Genomic DNA, 18,831 nt, shown 5'->3' on the forward strand with positions numbered 1-18,831 from the left:
GGCCCCCCGGCCGAGGTCGGCGCTGGAGTGACGCTGCAACGCCAAAATGGTGACTCGAATGTCCGGGTTCTTGCTCAATCGTCTCTCTCAGAGCATCGTGCTGCTGGTGATCGTCTCGATCATCGGCTTTACGGTTCTCAACCTCATGCCGGGCGGTCCTCTCGCGCAGTTCGGGCTCGATCCGGGCATGACTCAGAAGGATGTGGAGCGACTCGCAGCGCAGCTCGGGTTGAACCGGCCGCTATGGATTCAGTATCTGGACTGGGCCTGGCGGCTGCTCCAGGGCGATTGGGGACACTCGTTCCGTGATGGCTCGTCCGTGCTTGCGGTGATCGGTCGCCATCTGCTGGCGACGCTGCTGCTGATGGGCACATCCACGGCATTGGCAATCGCTGCTGGAACGTGGATCGGAATCCGCGGCGCCACCCACCGCTATTCGCTGTTCGACTACTGCGCGACGGTCGGCGCCATGGTGGCACTGTCGGTGCCAACCTTCTGGTTCGGCCTGATCGGCATCTACATCTTCACCCTGAAGCTGGGCTGGGTGCCTGCAGGCAACATGTACGCGATCGGCGACGGTTCGGTGCTGGACTATCTGCATCATCTGATCCTGCCGAGCCTGGTGCTTTCGCTGGTTCATGTGGCGATCTGGAGCCGTTACATGCGCACGGCAACGCTGGATGCGCTGAGTCAGGACTTCGTCAAGACGGCCCGGGCCAAGGGCGTGAGCGAGCGCCGCATCCTGCTGAAGCATGTCGTCGGCAATGCGCTGTTGCCGATGATCACGCTGGCGGGAATGCAGCTCCCCAGCATTCTAACCGGCGCCTTGGTCACCGAGACCGTGTTCACGTGGCCGGGAATGGGCCGGCTGTTTCTCGACAGCCTTGGGTATAGCGACTATCCCGTGGTGATGGGGCTGTTGATCTTCTCGGCCATTCTGGTCGTGTTGGGGAATCTGATCGCAGACATCGTCATCGCAACCGTCGATCCGCGCATTCGCCTGGGTTGAGGCCAGGCGTTCTCGTCTGTCAAAAGAAGGCAACACATATGACCGCCATTGTAGCAGACGCAGCTCCGACCCGCTGGTGGCACAGCCGTGCGGTTTATCGCTTCATGCGGCATCATCTGGCGCTCATCGGGATCGCGATGATCACCCTGCTCGTGCTGGCGTGCGCCATTGGGCCCTATGCTCTGCCCTACGACTCGCTCCACATCGATCTGCGTGCCCGCTTTGCTCCGCCGCTCACTGGTCACCATTACTTCGGCACGGATCCGTTGGGGCGTGATCTGGCTGTGCGGCTGTTGATGGCCGGGCGGGTTTCGCTGCTGGTGGGATTCTCGGCGATGTTATTGTCAACGCTCATCGGAACGCTCGTCGGCGTGACGGCCGGCTATCGCGGCGGCTGGGTCGGGGCAGCGCTGATGCGCATGGTGGACGGCTTCCTCTCTTATCCCTCGATCTTTCTCGTGCTGGCGCTGGCCGCAACGCTGCGGCCGAGTCCGGTCATGATTACCGTGATCATTGCCGTCACGAGCTGGATGGAGACTGCGCGCATCGTCGAGGCCGAGGTCCGTTCGCTGCGCGAGCGCGAATTTGTCCAGGCTGCGCGCATGGTGGGGCTCAGCCGTCGGCATATCATGTTCCGCGAGATCCTGCCCAATGCCATGGGCCCGATCATCGTCGCCGCAAGCCTGGCGGTCGCCCGGGCGATTCTTCTTGAAGCCTATATCAGCTTCCTCGGCTACGGCATCCAGCCGCCGCTGCCCAGCTGGGGCAATATGCTCAATGGCGCCCAGCAATATCTCGCGCGTGCTCCGTGGCTTGCCATCATTCCCGGTGCTGCGATCACGATTGCAGTGACGAGCTTCAACTTCATCGGCGATGGTCTTCGTGATGCGCTCGACGTTCGAAACGACAATTTTTGATCAATGTGAGCCAGGCCGCGGCCGAACATAGAAGCCATAAGAGAAGCACACGCCATGCACGCGCCCAGAATTGCCGAGAAGGCAACGCCCTACTGGTGGGAAGCGGCCCCGTTGAGGCCGCTGTCTCAGCAGCCATTGCCCAAAAAGATCGACGTACTGATTGTGGGCGCGGGCTACGCCGGACTTTCGGCCGGTCTGGTATTGGCGCGCGAGGGACGCTCAGTTGCAGCTTTCGACGCAATGCATCCCGGTGAAGGGGCTTCCACGCGCAATGGCGGGATCACCAGCGGAAGCATTCGACCGGATTACGCGACACTCACGCGGCGGTTTGGGGAGGAGAGGGCGCTGGCGATCGAGGCCGAAGGCAAGGCCGCACGCGAATTCCTGTACGATTTCATCAAGTCGGAAGGACTTGCCTGCGACTTCCAGTTGGTGGGGCAGTTCAAAGGCGCATTCGGCTATGAACAATACGAATCCATGGCGCGGACCGCAGAGAGGCTCGCGAAGAGGCTGGGGATCGAGGCTTATGCGGTTCCCTATGCCGAGCAGCGAAAGTACATCGGCACTGATGTCTATCGCGGCGGCACGGTTCGGATGGACATCGGCGGGCTGCACCCAGTGAAATTCCATGCCGAACTCCTGCGGGTCGCGCTCGCTTCCGGATTGACAGTCCACGCGCGTACGCCCGTGATCTCGATCGAAAGAGATGGCGCCGGATTCCGCGTCGTCACCGCGGCCGGCTCGGTGCAGGCACGTCAGGTGCTGGTCTGCACGAATGGTTACACCGATGGTGCCGTGCCTTTCCTGCGTCGCCGGCTGGTGCCCGTTCGCAGCCGGATCATTGCGACCGAGGAGCTCGCGTCCGAGGTCATGGCGCGGCTGATGCCGAAGCGCATGACGATCACCGAGACTCGCGAGGTCGGCTTCTATTACCGGCCTTCGCCTGATGGCAAACGCATTCTGCTCGGTGGCCGCGACAGCTCCCGCGTCGGCGATCCCGTGGCTCCGAAGCTGCTCTTGCGCAAGGGCCTGGTCAATCTGTTTCCGGAGCTGGAAGCCGTTCGCCTCTCGCACAGCTGGTTCGGCAATGTGGCAATGAACCGCGACATGATTCCCCGCATCTTTGAGAAGGATGGCATCGTCTATGCCACGGGCTTCTGTGGTTCAGGCGTCGTCTGGGCACCATGGATTGGCGTGCATGCGGCCCACAAACTCTTGAGACACGACGCGCAGGCGCGCACGGCCTTTGACTTCCGGCCGCCGGCCTTCATTCCGTTTTATCGAGGCAATCCCTGGTTCATGCCTGCCTTCATCCAGACCTATCGCATGCGTGACCGGATCGCGCTGTGGCGTGCCAGCCGCTGACAGCAGATTGGCCCTTCTGCCGCATCATCAATGAAAGACTGTGCCGAACTGTGTTCGAGTCTGATTGCGTAATGCTGTCGGCCTCAAGATACCCTTTAGACCGTGCGACGATCGTCAGATTGCACTCACACTGTGGCGAGTAGTCCGGCAACCCGAGCAAGAGACGTCGACCGATCATGACAGCCGCAGCTTATCCAGTCGGGCATCGCGACAATGAGGACGTGGCCCTGCTTCCTTTCTCGAGAGCGCATCTGGAAGGCGCCCTGAAGCTCTCGCAGGAGATGTCCTGGCCCTACCGCATCGAGGATTGGGATGTCGCGTTGCAGCTGGGTCATGGCTTTGTTCTGGAGCGCGCTGGGACGGTGATCGGGACCGCCGCCTGGTGGCCGTACGGCGAAACTCATGCGTCCGTCGGCATGATCATTGTCGCAAAGGCCGCTCAGGGCCGTGGCTATGGGGCCCGGCTCATGGATGCGTTGCTGGCGTCCGCGCGCCCGCGGACCATCTCGTTGAACTCGACGGCCGAAGGCATCACGCTTTATCGTCGCCGCGGCTTTCTGCCGACCGGGATTATCCATCAGCATCACGGAATTCCACGCCAAAGCCACGAGACGCCGCGATCGGGCCTCGTCAGACCGATGGCCGCATCGGAGTTCGAAGCGATCGCGCGGCTCGACCGCACTGCTACCGGGTTGGAGCGGCGGCAGTTGCTGAATCGACTGTTCGATAGCGGTGATGGTTATGTTCTGCTGCGTGACGGTATGCTTCGCGGCTACGCCATCTCTCGGCTCTTCGGCCGCGGACACGTCATTGGCCCCGTGGTGGCCGAGAGCCCGACCGATGCGCGCGCGCTGATTGAATTTGCGATCGCGCAGCTCGGGCCGGTCTTCGTCCGGATCGATACTCCTGCCTCCTCGCAACTCGGGGAGTGGCTCGAAAGCATCGGCCTGCCGCGCGTCAGCGATGCCACCACCATGGTGCTGGGAACGCCGGCTCCATGGACGGAGCCGGCGCGCATATTCGGGCTCGCCAATCAGTCATTCGGCTAGGGGTACATCGGGATGTTGCGGGTGGAGATGGACAGGGCAGATGTCCCGGACGCCGGTCCGGGCGAAACAGCCGCAACGGTCTGCTCATTGGCAACGCCGGCCCCCCTGCTCGACAAGAATCGGCTCGATCGCAATCTCGCGCGCCTGTCTTCTCGCATGGTCGATCAAGGTGTCGTGCTGCGTCCTCATATGAAGACGGCGAAATCCATCGACGTCGCGCGACACGCTCAACGCTCCGGGGCAGGCCCAATCACTGTCTCCACCCTAGCGGAAGCGGAGTATTTCGCACGGCATGGCTTCCGGGACATCACCTATGCCGTGGGTGTGGCGCCGCACACCGCCGACAGAGCGATGCGCCTGCGGAAAGCAGGCATCGACATCAAGGTGCTGCTGGATTCGCCAGAGCAGGCCGCCATGCTTGGTGCGGCCGGTCGCGCAGCCGGTGTGACACCATCCGCCTTCATCGAGATCGACTGCGACGGTCATCGCGGTGGGCTCACCCCGACCGATCCCAAACTCGTGGTCGTTGCGGCCGCCATGGTCGAGGCTGGCGTCAAGCTTGCCGGCGTTCTCACCCATGCCGGCGAGTCCTATGGACTCAGCACGCCGGCGTCCCTCGTCGCGGCTGCGGAGAACGAACGCGCCGTGGCCGTGGCCGCCGCAACGACGCTTCGGGCGGCTGGCCATGAATGTCCCGTCGTCAGCGTCGGCTCGACGCCAACAGCGCATTTTGCCGAAGACCTGACCGGTGTCACGGAAATGCGCGCCGGCGTCTACATGTTCTTTGATCTGGTCATGCACGGCGTCGGTGTCTGCACGACCGATGACATCGCCATCTCGGTGCTTGCCACCGTGATCGGCACGAAGCCCGAGAAGGGCTGGATTTTGGTCGATGCGGGGTGGATGGCGCTGTCGCGCGACCGCGGCACCGCGGCGCAGCGGGTCGACCAGGGATACGGTCTGGTCTGCGACGTGGCCGGCAAGATCTATCCCGACCTGATCGTTTCGCAAGCAAGCCAGGAGCATGGGATCCTCGCCATCAGGCTCGGGTCGGCGCACGCTTTGCCCCATCTTCCGATCGGCGCGAAGGTCAGGATTCTCCCCAATCACGCCTGTGCGACGGCGTCGCAACACGAGTTGTACAACGTCGTCTCCGCCGGCAGCGACGCGATTCACGCCCGATGGCCCCGGATTCGCGGCTGGTAGGCCGTCGAAAGGATCGCTTCCAATGACCTCGCCCCTTCGACACCTGACCGAAGCCGGCTTCCTCGGAAAATTCTACATCGACGGAGAATGGCGGAAGCCGATCGGATCAGTCACGGCAGCAGCAACCGTCATCAATCCGGCGACGGAGCAGCCGATCGCTGACGTTGCGCTCGGCGATGACGATGACGTGGATTGCGCCATCGCAGCCGCCAGACGAGCCTTCGCCGGTTGGTCCATGACACCGCCTGCTGAGAGAGCGGCGCTGCTCGACCGGATTCACGCCTTGCTCCTGGCGCGGCTGGAGCTGTTCGCGCAGGCGCTTACGTGCGAGATGGGAGCTGCGATCACCTACGCGCGCCGCGCCCAGGTGCCGTTGGCCGCCCAACATATCCGCGTCGCCCGCGATAATCTCGCGACTTATCCGTTCATCATCCCGCGCGGCGCTACCGCGATCATGCGTGAGGCAATTGGCGTCTGCGGCCTCATCACGCCATGGAACTGGCCGCTTTATCAGATCACCGCCAAGGTGGGTCCGGCGATCGCAGCCGGCTGCACCGTGGTGTTGAAACCGAGCGAGTTGTCGCCGCTGAGCGCCTTGCTGTTCGCCGAGGTGATGAACGACGCCGGTTGTCCTCCCGGCGTCTTCAACCTCGTCAACGGCACCGGTCCAATCGTGGGCGCCGCTCTGGCGTCGCATCCGCAGGTGGACATGATCTCGATCACCGGCTCGACGCGCGCCGGCGTTCTCGTCGCGCAAGCGGCAGCGCCAACCGTCAAGCGCGTTGCCCAGGAGCTGGGCGGCAAGTCGCCGAATATCATCTTGCCGGACGCCGATCTCAGCCGTGCTGTTCCGCTCGGCATCGGCGCTGCCTTCCGCAATCTCGGCCAATCCTGCAGCGCACCGACGCGCATGCTCGTGTCTCGCTCACACATGGAAGAGGTCGAGACCTTGGCGGCAGCGGCCGCTTCAGAACTGGTGGTCGGCGATCCCCTTGCGGAAAGCACGACCCATGGCCCGATCGCCAACCGGCCGCAGTTCGAGCGCGTGCAGACCATGATCGGTGTCGGCCTGGATGAAGGCGCCAAACTCGTCATCGGCGGGCCCGGGCGGCCCGGCGACCTTCAGATTGGCTTCTATGCACGGCCGACCATCTTCTCGAACGTCTGTCGCGACATGCGGATCGCGCAGGAGGAGATCTTCGGCCCGGTGCTGTCGATCATTCCCTACGACACCGTGGACGAGGCGATCACGATCGCCAACGACACCGTCTATGGCCTCGGCGCTCATGTGCAAGGCACTGATATGGAGTCGGCGCGCGCAGTCGCCCGTCAGATCCAGTCTGGTCAAGTGCATCTCAATTATCCCGACTGGGACCCGAACGCACCTTTCGGCGGCTACAAGCGCTCCGGCAACGGTCGCGAATACGGCCTCGAGGGCATGGAGGAGTATCTCGAGACCAAGGCAGTTCTCGGATTTTACCGATAGTGCAATATCGGCTCCGAAAAGCTGCGGCATCGCGCTTTAGATGGAGCTCTTGCACTGTTCTTGCAGCCATGCCCGGTAGGAGCCTGAGCAGCATCGTTCAATCAAGCGGCCAAAAACCCGAGCATCTTGCGAAGTCCTGGATGATTTCAGCACATTCTATCGCGCGCACGATGCGATGAAGGGCTGATCGGAAGTTTGCTTCCGCATTCTTGGCAGCCGAGGTTCGTTGGAACATGTCGCCCCACGTCCAGCGCATTCACAGCGATGAGCGTCTTCCCGCCGAGGTCGACGTCGTCATCGTCGGCGGCGGCGTCCTCGGCTCTACGGCAGCCTATTATCTGGCGAAGCGCGGCCTCTCTGTGGCGCTCCTCGAGAAGGGGCACGTCGCCTGTGAACAATCGAGCCGAAACTGGGGTTGGTGCCGCCAGCAGAACCGCGATCGCCGCGAACTGCCGCTCTCCGTGCTCTCTATGCGGCTGTGGGACGAGCTCACGCGCGATATCAATCGGGACCTCGGATTTCGTCGCTGCGGTCTTGTCTATGCGACCCACGACGAGGCGGTGCTCGCGGGTTGGGAAAAGTGGCGCGAGGTCGCCAGGGAGTACGACGTCGACACCCGCGTGCTGAGCCGGGCGGAGGTGGCCGAGCGCGTCCCCGAAGCGCGCGACAAATGGGTCGGCGGGACCTATTCGGAGCGGGACGGCAAGGCCGAACCTGCACTTGCCGCGCCGGCTATCGCGGAGGGGGCCAGAGCTCTGGGGGCCACGATCCACCAGGAATGCGCCGCGCGGTCGCTCGACGTGGCCAATGGCAGGATTGCGGGCGTACACACGGAGAAGGGCTACATCAGAACCAGCGCGGTGCTGTGCGCCGCCGGCGCCTGGTCCTCGCGCTTCCTTCGGCCGCTCGGGATCAGTTTCCCCCAGGCGAGCATCCGGCAGACCGCGCTGCGTTCCACCCCGACAATCAACATAGGCGAGGCGGTCTCCACACCCTATTGCACGATCACTCGTCGACTGGACGGCAGCTATACGCTTGCGATCAGCGGCAAGGCGAACCTCGAAATCACGCCCCAGGCTATCAGGTATAGCCGGGAATTCATGCCGCAATTCTTGCGTCGGCTGAAGAACGTCAGGCTCGGCGTCGGCCAATCGTTCGTTTCGGGACCCGATTCAATGCCGGCACTGCTGACCAACGACGATCGGATCTTCGAACAGAATCGCGTGCTGGATCCTCCGCCCTTGAAATGGCTGGTGGGCCAAGTGGTGGAGAGTGTCCGGAAAACCTTCCCTCAACTCGGCGAGATTAAGATCGATAGCGCCTGGGGCGGCTTCGTCGATTGCACGCCGGACGCAGTGCCTGTGGTATCGCAAGTGGACGGGGTGAAGGGCCTTGTCCTTGCGGCGGGCTGCTCGGGTCACGGCTTTGGTCTGGGCCCGGGGCTCGGCTACCTGGCCGCAGAGCTTGTCGTGAACGACACGCCTTGCGTCGATCCCACACCGTTCCGGCTGTCGCGTCTGATCGATGGGTCGAAGCTGGACATCTCCGCCATCTGAATATCCTCATCTGAGTAGGACATAATGTTCATCGCAGACGGCTACCTTCAAGGCCCGCGGCCGAGAGTCTCTGTCTGCCATGCTCCCGATCGAACAGGTCGCAGCCTGGTCGCGATTTAGCAGTCCTTAAGAGGCGTTTCCTCCCCAACTTGAGCCACTCGTTCGGAGTGGCTCTTTCTTTATGGTCAAGACGATTTGGCTGATCAAGGTATATCGGCCGAAGACCGCTTGGAAAGCATCGCCAACTCGCCGGCCGATGGTTCAAGAGACAGACTTCTCGCCCAGCGGACGAACGATCGCGCCGGCGTTCATGATATCCGCCGGATCAAAGGCGGTCTTGATCCGGCGCATCGCCGCGATGCGCCCGACATCGCCGTACCGCTCCAGAAGGTGCTTCTTGAAACGCCCGACGCCGTGCTCCGCGCTGAACGTGCCGCCGAGCGACGCGGCCGTGTCGTAGAGTTGCAGCGATAAGCTGCCTTCGATTCGCCTGGTGAACTCCAGCCGATCGACGTCGGGAGGAATGAGCATGTTGTAGTGCAGATTGCCGTCGCCGACATGGCCGTAGACGGACAGCTCAAGGTCGGCGTCATACGATCGCACTTGCGAGCCGGCCAGATCGAGGAAGCGCTGAATGGAGGAAAGCGGTACCGAGATGTCGTGCTTGACCGATCCGTTCCGGCGCTTCTCGCCCTCAGGAATGGTCTCGCGGAGCCGCCACATCGCGGTCCGCTGCGATCCGCTCTGCGCCAGCAATGCGTCCTCGATCCATCCAGCTTCGATCGCCTCGGTCAGAACGGCTTCCATCAGTTCATCCAGATCGAGATGGCGTGAGGAAGAGGCGAACTCGACGAGGACGGCGTCTGCTGAGCCCGCTCCAAGGGAGGGCCGGTCGGTCATTGCGTCGGTCGCAAGCGCGATGGATCGGGCCGCCATGAACTCGAAAGTGGTCAGCAGGTCAGCGGATTCACGACGGATCAGGGCGAGAAGCTCAGCGAGCGGCGCGCCCCGCGCGAGCTTCAGCCAGGCAGTCGCGCGGCGGGTCGGCAAGGGCGCGAGACGCAGCACTGCGCCCGTCACGATGCCGAGAGTCCCCTCGCTTCCGACGAAGCACTGTTTGACGTCGTAGCCGGTATTGTTCTTCCGCAACTTGCGCATGTCGGAGACCACCGTGCCGTCCGACAGCACGGCCTCGATTCCGAGCAGCAGATCGCGCGTCATCCCGTACCTGACGACCGACAGCCCGCCGGCGTTGGTGCCGATGTTGCCGCCGATCCGGCAACTGCCTTCCGCGCCGAGGCTGAGCGGGAACAGAAGTCCGGCAGCCGCTGCGGCGTCCTGTACGTTCTTCAGGATGACGCCGGCGTCGACAGAGATGCTCATGGAGACGGGATCGATTTCGCGAATCCTGTCCATCCGCTCGAGGCTCACGACGATTTGGCGTCCGGACGCGTCGGGCGTCGCACCGCCGCAGTAGCTGGTGTTGCCGCCCTGCGGAACGATTCCTATTTCGTGGTACGCCGCGAGCCGCACGATGTCGGCGACCTGCTTCGTCGTCGTCGGCTTCAGCACCGCGAACGTCGAGCCCGTGGAGAGCTGGCGTTGATCAGTCGTGTAGGTAGCCATCCGCTCCGGGTCGTCAACGACGCCTCCGTCGCCAACAAGATCGCGAAAGGCCCGAACGTGTACTGACTGGGACATGCTCAGCTCCCGATTGGCATCGGGTCATCTTTGCGCGTTTGGGCGGCATTGGCTGCTGTTGAGAGGACATTCCGAAGAAAACAATGCTGAATTGCTACGATTGTCGGCGGCTTGAGCCGGCGAACACTTCTCGCGAGGCCTTTGGGACTTGAGAGCAGCAGTCGATGATTGCACGGGTCATCTACCGCGCCCTGGTGGTTGAAGTGGGGCGTCGCTACTCGTAGCCAAGATCGTAGCTTGCCCTGTGCTGAATTGAAAAACGGCACATATTTCAATGGGGGTTGACTGACACTCGTGGGGTGGCTCTTGGGAAGAGGTGATGGACGAAACCTCCTTGAATTGGCTCCAACCGGATATCGATTGCTGGAGATAGCTCAAACTTGCCCATGATGGACCGGACTGGCTGATCTCGGACCCCGTTGCACGATACTTGATGATGCGCGGCCAAGTTGGATGGGCGAGATATTTGGACCGCAGATTGCGCCAGCAGGCAACAGCTCCTGTGCGATTGCCATCAAGCGTTCGGCAATTTTGAAAGTCGCGGGTTCAGCGCTGTTGTCGCGCATTTCCTGTTCGTCAAGCGCGCTGTGCTGGCGACACGTTTCAGTCCGCGTCCGGGGCGCTCGGCTACGAGTCGGTGAGCGCGTTCATCACCATGTTCAAGAAGACGCTCGCCAAGTCGCCGGCGCGCTACTTCTGCGAGCGCGAGGCCGGCCAGACTGGGCCGGGGGAGATCTGTCGCGAGACGAACTGCAAGCGTCGCCGGATGCCTGAGGTGCGGGACCCGCTCATGGATTTTCGCAACGCAGATGGCTGGAATTAGAGCGCTTCGTTTCGGACGATCTCGATGCCAAAGCCTGACAGTCCCTTGAAGTGATGCGTCGACGACGTGAGGTGACGGATGGAACTGATCTTGAGATCCCGCAGGATCTGGGCGCCGACGCCGATCTCGCGCCATTGCCGATTGCGGTCATCTTCGCGCGAACGGGTCCGGCCTAACGGTGCAGGCGGAACGCCCGCCGCGCCGTCGCGCAGATAGACGAGCACGCCGCTGCCATTATCCTTGAAGCGTTGCAGAATGACGTTCATCTTGGCCTGTTCCTGACCCGAGAACAAATCGCGCAGGATGTTGGGTTTGTAGAAGCGCGTGAGGACGTTGGTGCCGTCGCCCAGTTCTCCGTAGATATAGGCGACGTGATGAATGGGGTCGAACGGCGAGCGATACGAATAGCCCTGGAGCGGGCCGATCGGGCTCTCCGCCGTGACGCTCGAGACGCGCTCGATCAGCGTCTCGCGGGCCTGCCGGAAGCTGATGAGGTCAGCAATGGTGACCTGTTTCAGCTTGTGCTTGTCGGCGAACGCCGCGACTTGCGGACCCTTCATTACTGAGCCATCGTCGTTCATCAGTTCGCTGATGACACCGACCGGCTCGAGACCTGCCAGTCTGCACAGGTCGACGGCGGCCTCGGTGTGACCCGAGCGCAGGAGTACGCCCCCCTCCTTTCCGATCAGAGGGAAGACGTGTCCCGGCCGGCAAAAATCGCCGGCGCCAGCGTTGGGATTGGCGAGCGCGCGGCAGCACGAGGCCCGCTCTGCGGCCGAGATGCCCGTTCCGTTATCCGGCCGGTAGTCCACCGACACGGTGAACGCCGTGGTGTGAGCCGAGTCGTTGTTGAGAACCATCGGGTCAAGCCGCAGCCGTCTCGCGTCTTCGAGGGTAATCGGAGCGCAAACGATTCCCGATGTATGGCGGATGATGAAGGCCATCTTCTCAGCCGTGCACCGCGAGGCGGCGACGACGAGGTCGCCTTCGCCCTCGCGATCGTCGTCATCGGTGACCACGACGATTTCGCCGTCGGCGAGCGCCTGCAGGGCCGCTTCGATCGATCCCGTCATCTCGGTCGCTCTGCTCGCTAGAACCGATGGGTGCTCGCGTTGGGTCGTGTGCGGATTGTCAGGCTCGCTGCGCCGCTCGAGCACTCTGCCGATCTTAACTTCACCATTATTGCCAACTGGCCGGAGCCCATGGCGGGGCGCCTCATAGTCTTTCCACGCTGTAGCTGGGACGATTGGTGTCGAGCCCGATCGGCGCATCGGACAGCAAAGGACCAGTTGGGTCGAATCGGGGTCTTAGTGAGCGCTCCAGAGGGCGCGAGGGGTTGGCGCAAGCCTTGACGGTGACCGGCCGATTGGCGTCGATCGGCAGCACGGTCTTGTGCGAAATGCGCTTGAGGGCCAGATTTGATCGAATGCTGCTGACGCCGGGAATGCGGGATAGTTTGTTGACAATCAGATCTTCGAGATCTTCGATGTCGGCCGCCATGACGCGGAGCATGTAGTCGCTCTCACCGGTCATGAGATAGCATTCCATTACCTGGGCCAGCCGGTCGATGGATCGGGTGAAATTCTCGAGGGACGTCTGGACCTGCTTTTCCAGCTTGATCTGGATGAAAGCCGTTACACCAATGCCGAGCACGGCGGGATCGAGAAGGGCGATCCGTCGATCGATCACGCCGAGTTTTTCGAGTGTTCTGACGCGTGCCAGACACGGCGACGGCGAGAGATTGACGCGTGATGCGAGCTCGACATTGGTCAAGCTCGCATTCTGCTGGAGCTCGTTGAGGATCTTGATATCTATTCTGTCGAGAGAGGTTGTCGACATCGCGTATCTCCCAAGTATGGCAGTCTTCTGCGGCGCGTATCACCGTCGTTTGCGGGGTGATGACAATCGCGTGGTAAAAGCTAACCGCAATTGCGCTTGTGGGATTTCGACAAATCGTCGACTTGTATCGAAAAACCGTCAACCTTCGCATTGTGCATTGCGATCAGGAGGTTAGTTGCCTACTTCCGATACATTTTTGCCTATGCAATATGCAGGCCGACGTTGATCCACGGATTCGGTCAAGATGTAATGCCCGCCGCTCCATCGATTGGCTCCCTATGTCACTTGACGGGATGTGCAGCAGAGCTCGATGTCGAGCGCTGCCCTATTTCGTACAACTGCCTGTCGTCGCGTGTGGCCCTGGTCCCACGTCGCTGACCGCGCCGCGGGCGTTGCGCGAGACAAAAAGTTTGGCAGCAACGACGCCCACCCTCGTCAACCAGAAAATGGCAAAGATCGGCCGGATGCAGAGTTGGATCTAGCGACTCGACAAGTCGTTACAGCATAAAATGCTGATGAAGCTTCTGTGACAGGCGTTGTTCAAGCAGTAATGCTGAGAGGCTCGGGCGACTATCCACCACGATCGCACTTGGGTAGCGACGGTTTGGATGTCGAGCGTGAAACTGAAGCAAGTCTATTTGACAGCGAACGATCCTGGACGCCTGGCCGAGTTCTACGAAGGCCTGGGTCTGAAGGTGCGCTTCGCTGATCCCGGCAAGTGGATCCAGTTCGTGAGCGATGCGGCTGCGTTCTGCGTCGCCGGACCGACGGAGTCGGTCTCGGACCAGCTGCAAGATGCCGTTCTTGTCTTCGATGTCGATGACCTCGAGGCCGCCATGGAGCGTGCCGCAGCGATGGGGGCGCAAGTCGGCGCGGTCCGGGACATGGCCAGTCACGGCCGTGCGGTGAAGGTGCGGGATCCGGGCGGCAACGTCATCCAGTTCTATCAAGCAGCCGGATAGCTCAGACGTTCACCGGGGCAGCGCTGCATGCCCGGACTCACAACCAGACAAAGAGGGCGCATCCATCCCATGAATCCAAGGGTCGTAGCCATGCCGTCCGCAACACCGCCGTTGTCCGAAACGAGCCCACTCGATGCCGCAGCATTCCGCGCTGCAATGCGCAGCGTGCCGGGCACCGTGTCGATCGTCACGACAGGCCGGGCGCCGAACCGCCATGGTCTGACACTGACGGCGGGCTGCTCACTGTCGGCGGCTCCGCCCAGCGTGCTGGTTTGCGTCAATCGATCTGCCGGTGCGCACGACACCATTCTCAGCAGTGGGTCGTTCTGCTGGAATATTCTAGGGGTCGAGCATCGCGATCTGGCGCTCAAGTTTTCCGGGCAGGACGGCAGCAAGGGCGATATCCGCTTCGGTGACGGTTTGTGGTGCGATCTCAAAACCGGAGCACCAAGTCTGGTCGGCGCGGTCTGCAGCTTCGATTGCCGCGTGGTGAATGCTTACAGCGACAGTAGTCACACCATTTTCACCGGAGAGGTGGTGGCTCAGACCACGAGGGCCGGATGTGAGTCGCTCGTCTACATCGACGGATGTTTCGCCGCGCCAAAGGCGGTCTGAAACACAGGACGACGTCAGGCGCCGCTACGTTTCCGCTACAGCCAAGATGGAACCGATCAGCATGCAAGGAAGACGAAGACTTTCTATCGCGCATCCATCGGCGGTCGGTCGCTGATGCTGTCGCTCTGGCTCAATGTCATCGCCGGCGGGGTGCTCATCGGGCTGGTTTACGGGCTCGTCGCGCTCGGTCTCACGATCATCTTCGGCGTCATGCGCGTGGTCAATTTCGCTCATGGCGAGATGGTCGTGTTCGGGATCTACATCGGATACTGGACCGTTCGAATCTGGGACGTCCCGATCGTTTTAGCCGCCGCGATCGCCGCGGTCGTCATGTTCGTGTTCGGCTTTCTGCTGGAGACGCTCGTCGTGAAGCGGTTCGTCAATCGGCCGCATCACTATCAGTTCATCGTCTTCATCGGCCTCTCACTACTTTTCAGCGGCGTATTGCTGATGTCGTTCGGTCCGGATCCGCGGCCGACGGCGTCTCAGCTGTCCTTCCAGACCGTGAGCGTGGGACCGCTCACCTTGGATTGGGCCCGCATCCAGGCGGCCGCTACGGCCGGACTGCTGATCGCCGCACTGGGAGCCTATCTGAAGTACTCCGCATTCGGCCGATCGCTGCGGGGCGCCGCCAATAATCGACTGGGCGGACTGGTGGTCGGGCTGAACATCCCTCGGATCTATGCGGTGACCTTCGGCATCGGAACAGCCTGCGCTGGCGTCGCCGGCGCATTGATCTCGCCGTTGTTCGATGCGCAGCCCTATCTCGCCGTCGACTTCACGCTGCTGGCCTTCGTGACGGTGATCGTCGGCGGTCTCGGCAGCTTCGGCGGCGCTCTTCTGGGCGGCCTGACGATCGGGGTCGCCGAAGCGATCGCGGCCCTGATGTTCACGCCGTCGATGAAAACAGCACTCCCTTACGCGCTCCTGATCATCATCCTGATTTTCCGTCCGAGGGGGTTTTTCGGTGCAAAGGACATCTGATCAAGCCAGCGACGCCAAGCGTTGGGGCGCCGGCGCGCTGGTCTTCGCCGCCCTGGCCGTGGTGGGTGGCATGTCCAATGCCTACGTCATCTCGCTTCTGACCATCGTCCTGTTGTTCACCTTCATGGGACAATCATGGAACCTGATGCTCGGGATCGGCGGGCAGCTATCCATCGGTCACGCGCTGTTCGTTGGAATCGGCGCGTATGCGGTGGCGATCCTGAACATCAAATACGGCGTCACCCCGTGGATCGGTCTGCTGCTGGGCGCGGTGATTGCGGGCTCCGTCGGCGCGGTGCTGGCGTGGCTGAGCTTCCGCTTCGAGGTCCGTGGCATCTATTTCGCGCTGCTCACGATCGCAGCCGCCGAATTCGCCCGGATCATGTTCGGCGGGTGGGACTATGTCGGCGGCATGCAGGGCCTGTTCTATCAGGCGCCGAGCGGCGCGATGGACCTCCGGATGCTGCGCGGTGACGCGCGGTTCTACTACTTCGTCGCGCTCGCGCTTGCGGCCATCGGCGTCGCGGGAACGGAGCTGATCTCGCGGTCCTATTGGGGCTATGTCTGGCGGGCGATGCGGGATGACGACGAGGCCGCCCGCGCGCTGGGGGTGCGGACGTTTCGCCACAAGGTGCTGGTGGTCTCGATATCGGCAGCGACGGCCGCGATCGGCGGCGGCGTGCTGGGCCTGGTGCAGGGCGCTATCTTTCCGGATTCCATCATGGGCATGGCGATCTCGGTCGACGTACTGATCGGCCCCGTGGTCGGCGGATTGGGCACTGCGTTCGGCCCGCTGGTCGGCTCGATGGTCGCAATCCCGCTGCATCACGCCATGGGGGTTCTCGGCGACGCCCTGGGACTCCCCGGACTGAACAGCGTCGCCTACGGGGCGGTGCTGATCCTGGTCGTGTGGTTTCTGCCCGACGGCATCTGGCCGTCGATCGTCCGGCTCTACGGGGCGATCCAGCTGCCGGCGCGCGGCCGGATCCCACAACTGCGGAAGGTCGGGGAATGACCGCGCTGCTCGAAGTGAAGAACCTGACCAAAGCGTTCGTTGGATTGGTCGCGGTCAATGACGTCAGCTTCTCACTGCAGGCAGGCCGCATCACCGCCCTGATCGGACCGAACGGCGCCGGCAAAACCACCTGCTTCAATCTCGTCGCCGGGGCGCTGAGACCGACCGCCGGGCAGGTGGTGTTCGAGGGGCGCTCGCTCGAGCGCGAGCCGCCCGAAGCGGTGTGCCGCATGGGCATTGCGCGCACCTTCCAGATCGTCCGGCCGATGAAAGATATGTCGGTGCTCGAGAATGCCATGGTGGGCGCTTTCAGCTGGACGACGAGCGTCAAGGAGGCGCGGGACAAGGCGTATGAGTCGCTCGAAAATGTCGGGCTCGCTGGCAAGGCGAATGCCCGGACGGATCAGTTGACTTTACCCGATCGCAAGATGCTAGAGATGGCGAAGGCGCTCTCGGCTCGCCCCAAGCTGCTGCTGCTCGACGAAGTGATGGCGGGGCTGCGTCCGACCGAAGCGACCGGCGTCGTCGGCGTGCTGCACAGGCTCGCCGAGGGCGGATTGACGATCCTGCTGGTCGAGCACGTGATGCGGATCGTAATGGAGGTGGCGTCGACCGTGGTCGTGCTTCACCACGGCGCCAAGATCGCCGAGGGCAAGCCGTCAGAGGTGGTGGCGGATCCTGCGGTGCTGGAAAGTTATCTGGGAGCCGGTTTCCATGCCTGACGACGCGCTTCTCGAAATCGACGACCTGTGCGTGGCCTATGACGGCTCCAATGCGCTGAACGGCGTGTCGCTCCGCATCGGCAAGGGTGAATTGATCTGCGTGGTCGGCGCCAACGGCGCCGGCAAGACCTCTCTGATCCGATCAATCGCGGGGATCGTGCCGTCGTCGCGCGGTTCCGTCAGGATCAACGGAGTCGAAATCTCGCGGCGACCGCCGTGGGACATATGCGAAATGGGCATCGCTCAGGTCGCTGAGGGCCGCCAGATCTTCAGTGCGCTCTCCGTCGAGGACAATCTGCTGATCGGCGGCTCGCTGAAGCGGGCCAGGCACGACCTGGCAAATGCGCTTGATTCCGTCTATCAGCTGTTCGGGCGACTTCGCGAGCGCCGCGACCAGCTCGCCGGCACGCTCTCCGGCGGCGAGCAACAGATGCTAGCGATCGGTCGGGCGATCATGTCGAAGCCAGAAATCGTGATGTTCGACGAGCCGTCGATCGGACTGTCGCCGGCGCTGACCGATGTGATGTTCGGCGTCGTCAAATCCCTCAACGAGCAGGGCATCACGGTCCTTCTCGTCGAGCAGAATGTCGCCAAGTCGCTCGCGCTGAGCAGCCGCGGCTATGTGCTCGAGAACGGCTCCGTGGTGTTGCATGGATCTAGCCGCGATCTGCTCGAGAACCCCGATGTCCAGCGCGCCTATCTGGGATTGTGAGGCGCGCCGTCTCGGCGAGGCGTCGGGCGTTGCGGCTCTCGTCGCGCCGCCGTTCGGTCCACCGCTCCCCGGCTGTTGCAGCCCCCTCTCGCTTGGGTCTCATTGATGAACACTGCTACTTCTCTCCTGATCGAGCGTGATCAAGACCTGGTCACGATCACGATGAACCGGCCGCCGGCCAATGCGCTGAATGCGCAACTCATCGTCGAGTTGCTGGAGGCGATCCGGCGCCTTGCCGACGACGAGAATCCGCCCGGCATCGTGCTCACCGGAAGCGGCGACCGCTTCTTCAGCGCAGGTGGCGACATCAAGGAAGTCGTCCGGATCGACGTCGCGAGGCCGCGCATCCGGTTCTTCCACGAACTCCTCGTGGCGATGGAGAACTATCCGGGCCCGATCGTCTGCGCCGTCCGCGGCTATGCAGTCGGAGGCGCCCTGGAGTTTCTGCTGCATGCGGACTATGTTGTGGCCGATGCGGCGTGCAAGATTGGATTTCCGGAAATCAACCATGGCCTGCTGCCGGTGACCAAAGGCATGCGCCGGGCCGTCGAGAAGCTCGGCGTGCGGGCGGCGCAAGAGCTGCTGTACTGGGGCGAGCTCGTCGGCGCGGAGCGCGCCGTGGCGATCGGCGCCGTGAACGAGATCGTCCCGACCGAGGAGGTCGCGTCCCGTGCGCGAGACGTGTGCGGCGTGTTGCGGCAGAAAGACCGCAAGCTGTTCCATGCCATCAAGCGATCGCTCAACCTCACTGCGCAAATGAGCGATCAGGCGCTCGAAAAAATGACCGTGGCCGACCTCGACGCCTATGTCACAGCCGAGAGCTCAACCAACGCGCGTGCGAGATTTTTGTCAAAGAACAGTAAGGGCTGA

18 protein-coding genes are annotated in these 18,831 nt (G+C 62.6%); 15 read left to right on the forward strand and 3 right to left on the reverse strand.

Annotated elements, in window-relative coordinates; all coding sequences use genetic code 11:
- The first annotated feature begins 58 nt into the window (after window positions 1-58).
- The 7 genes from I3J27_RS14525 (at window position 59) to I3J27_RS14555 (ending at window position 8,588) form a co-directional block, all read left to right on the forward strand.
- Window positions 59-1,009, forward strand: coding sequence for an ABC transporter permease (locus I3J27_RS14525; protein WP_270172774.1), 951 nt, complete (start codon window positions 59-61; stop codon window positions 1,007-1,009).
- Between the two features lie 38 nt (window positions 1,010-1,047).
- Window positions 1,048-1,926, forward strand: coding sequence for an ABC transporter permease (locus I3J27_RS14530; protein ID WP_270172776.1), 879 nt, complete (start codon window positions 1,048-1,050; stop codon window positions 1,924-1,926).
- Between the two features lie 54 nt (window positions 1,927-1,980).
- Window positions 1,981-3,291 (forward strand): NAD(P)/FAD-dependent oxidoreductase, encoded by a 1,311-nt coding sequence (locus tag I3J27_RS14535; protein ID WP_270170326.1) that lies wholly within the window; start codon window positions 1,981-1,983, stop codon window positions 3,289-3,291.
- Window positions 3,292-3,467: 176 nt separating this feature from the next.
- A complete protein-coding gene (locus tag I3J27_RS14540) occupies window positions 3,468-4,340 on the forward strand; it encodes a GNAT family N-acetyltransferase (RefSeq protein WP_270170328.1) in 873 nt (290 codons plus the stop codon).
- Between the two features lie 12 nt (window positions 4,341-4,352).
- Window positions 4,353-5,546 (forward strand): alanine racemase, encoded by a 1,194-nt coding sequence (locus I3J27_RS14545; protein ID WP_270170330.1) that lies wholly within the window; start codon window positions 4,353-4,355, stop codon window positions 5,544-5,546.
- Between the two features lie 22 nt (window positions 5,547-5,568).
- Window positions 5,569-7,032, forward strand: coding sequence for an aldehyde dehydrogenase family protein (locus I3J27_RS14550; protein WP_270170333.1), 1,464 nt, complete (start codon window positions 5,569-5,571; stop codon window positions 7,030-7,032).
- Between the two features lie 233 nt (window positions 7,033-7,265).
- Window positions 7,266-8,588 (forward strand): NAD(P)/FAD-dependent oxidoreductase, encoded by a 1,323-nt coding sequence (locus I3J27_RS14555; RefSeq protein WP_270170338.1) that lies wholly within the window; start codon window positions 7,266-7,268, stop codon window positions 8,586-8,588.
- A 261-nt stretch (window positions 8,589-8,849) separates the two neighbouring features.
- Here the strand turns inward: I3J27_RS14555 and I3J27_RS14560 are convergent, their stop codons facing one another.
- On the reverse strand, window positions 8,850-10,160 hold the full coding sequence (locus tag I3J27_RS14560; RefSeq protein ID WP_270170340.1) for an FAD-binding oxidoreductase: 1,311 nt from the start codon (window positions 10,158-10,160) through the stop codon (window positions 8,850-8,852).
- Between the two features lie 766 nt (window positions 10,161-10,926).
- Between I3J27_RS14560 and I3J27_RS14565 the strand changes: the two genes are divergently transcribed.
- Window positions 10,927-11,112, forward strand: a complete 186-nt coding sequence (locus tag I3J27_RS14565) for a hypothetical protein (protein WP_270170341.1) — start codon at window positions 10,927-10,929, stop codon at window positions 11,110-11,112.
- On the opposite strand, the gene ribB is transcribed toward I3J27_RS14565, so the two are convergent.
- A complete protein-coding gene (gene ribB, locus I3J27_RS14570) occupies window positions 11,109-12,185 on the reverse strand; it encodes a 3,4-dihydroxy-2-butanone-4-phosphate synthase (RefSeq protein WP_270170343.1) in 1,077 nt (358 codons plus the stop codon). The two genes, I3J27_RS14565 and ribB, sit on opposite strands and share 4 nt — an antisense overlap.
- A gap of 142 nt (window positions 12,186-12,327) precedes the next feature.
- Window positions 12,328-12,951 carry an Lrp/AsnC family transcriptional regulator gene (locus tag I3J27_RS14575; protein ID WP_018316670.1) on the reverse strand — a complete coding sequence of 208 codons (624 nt, stop codon included), beginning with the start codon at window positions 12,949-12,951 and terminating at the stop codon, window positions 12,328-12,330.
- Window positions 12,952-13,559: 608 nt separating this feature from the next.
- On the opposite strand from I3J27_RS14575, the gene I3J27_RS14580 reads away from it, so the two are divergent.
- From I3J27_RS14580 to I3J27_RS14610, 7 genes are all read left to right on the forward strand, one after another.
- Window positions 13,560-13,913: a VOC family protein gene (locus I3J27_RS14580; RefSeq protein WP_007594462.1), complete on the forward strand. Its 354-nt coding sequence runs from the start codon at window positions 13,560-13,562 to the stop codon at window positions 13,911-13,913.
- 90 nt (window positions 13,914-14,003) lie between these two features.
- Window positions 14,004-14,528 carry a flavin reductase family protein gene (locus tag I3J27_RS14585; RefSeq protein ID WP_270170349.1) on the forward strand — a complete coding sequence of 175 codons (525 nt, stop codon included), beginning with the start codon at window positions 14,004-14,006 and terminating at the stop codon, window positions 14,526-14,528.
- Between the two features lie 114 nt (window positions 14,529-14,642).
- On the forward strand, window positions 14,643-15,512 hold the full coding sequence (locus tag I3J27_RS14590) for a branched-chain amino acid ABC transporter permease (RefSeq protein WP_270170351.1): 870 nt from the start codon (window positions 14,643-14,645) through the stop codon (window positions 15,510-15,512).
- Entirely contained in the window at window positions 15,496-16,527 is a 1,032-nt protein-coding gene (locus tag I3J27_RS14595; RefSeq protein ID WP_270170353.1) for a branched-chain amino acid ABC transporter permease, read from the forward strand. The genes I3J27_RS14590 and I3J27_RS14595 overlap by 17 nt, the downstream gene beginning before the upstream one ends.
- Complete coding sequence (locus I3J27_RS14600) at window positions 16,524-17,249, forward strand: ABC transporter ATP-binding protein (RefSeq protein WP_270170355.1); 726 nt, start codon at window positions 16,524-16,526, stop codon at window positions 17,247-17,249. Before I3J27_RS14595 ends, I3J27_RS14600 begins: the two co-directional genes overlap by 4 nt.
- The gene (locus tag I3J27_RS14605) at window positions 17,242-17,961 is read left to right on the forward strand and encodes an ABC transporter ATP-binding protein (RefSeq protein ID WP_270170357.1); all 720 of its coding nucleotides are present in this window, start codon (window positions 17,242-17,244) and stop codon (window positions 17,959-17,961) included. Before I3J27_RS14600 ends, I3J27_RS14605 begins: the two co-directional genes overlap by 8 nt.
- Window positions 17,962-18,066: 105 nt before the next feature.
- Window positions 18,067-18,831 carry an enoyl-CoA hydratase/isomerase family protein gene (locus tag I3J27_RS14610; RefSeq protein WP_270170359.1) on the forward strand — a complete coding sequence of 255 codons (765 nt, stop codon included), beginning with the start codon at window positions 18,067-18,069 and terminating at the stop codon, window positions 18,829-18,831.

It is taken from the genome of Bradyrhizobium xenonodulans, from assembly GCF_027594865.1.
Taxonomy (GTDB): Bacteria; Pseudomonadota; Alphaproteobacteria; order Rhizobiales; family Xanthobacteraceae; genus Bradyrhizobium; species Bradyrhizobium xenonodulans.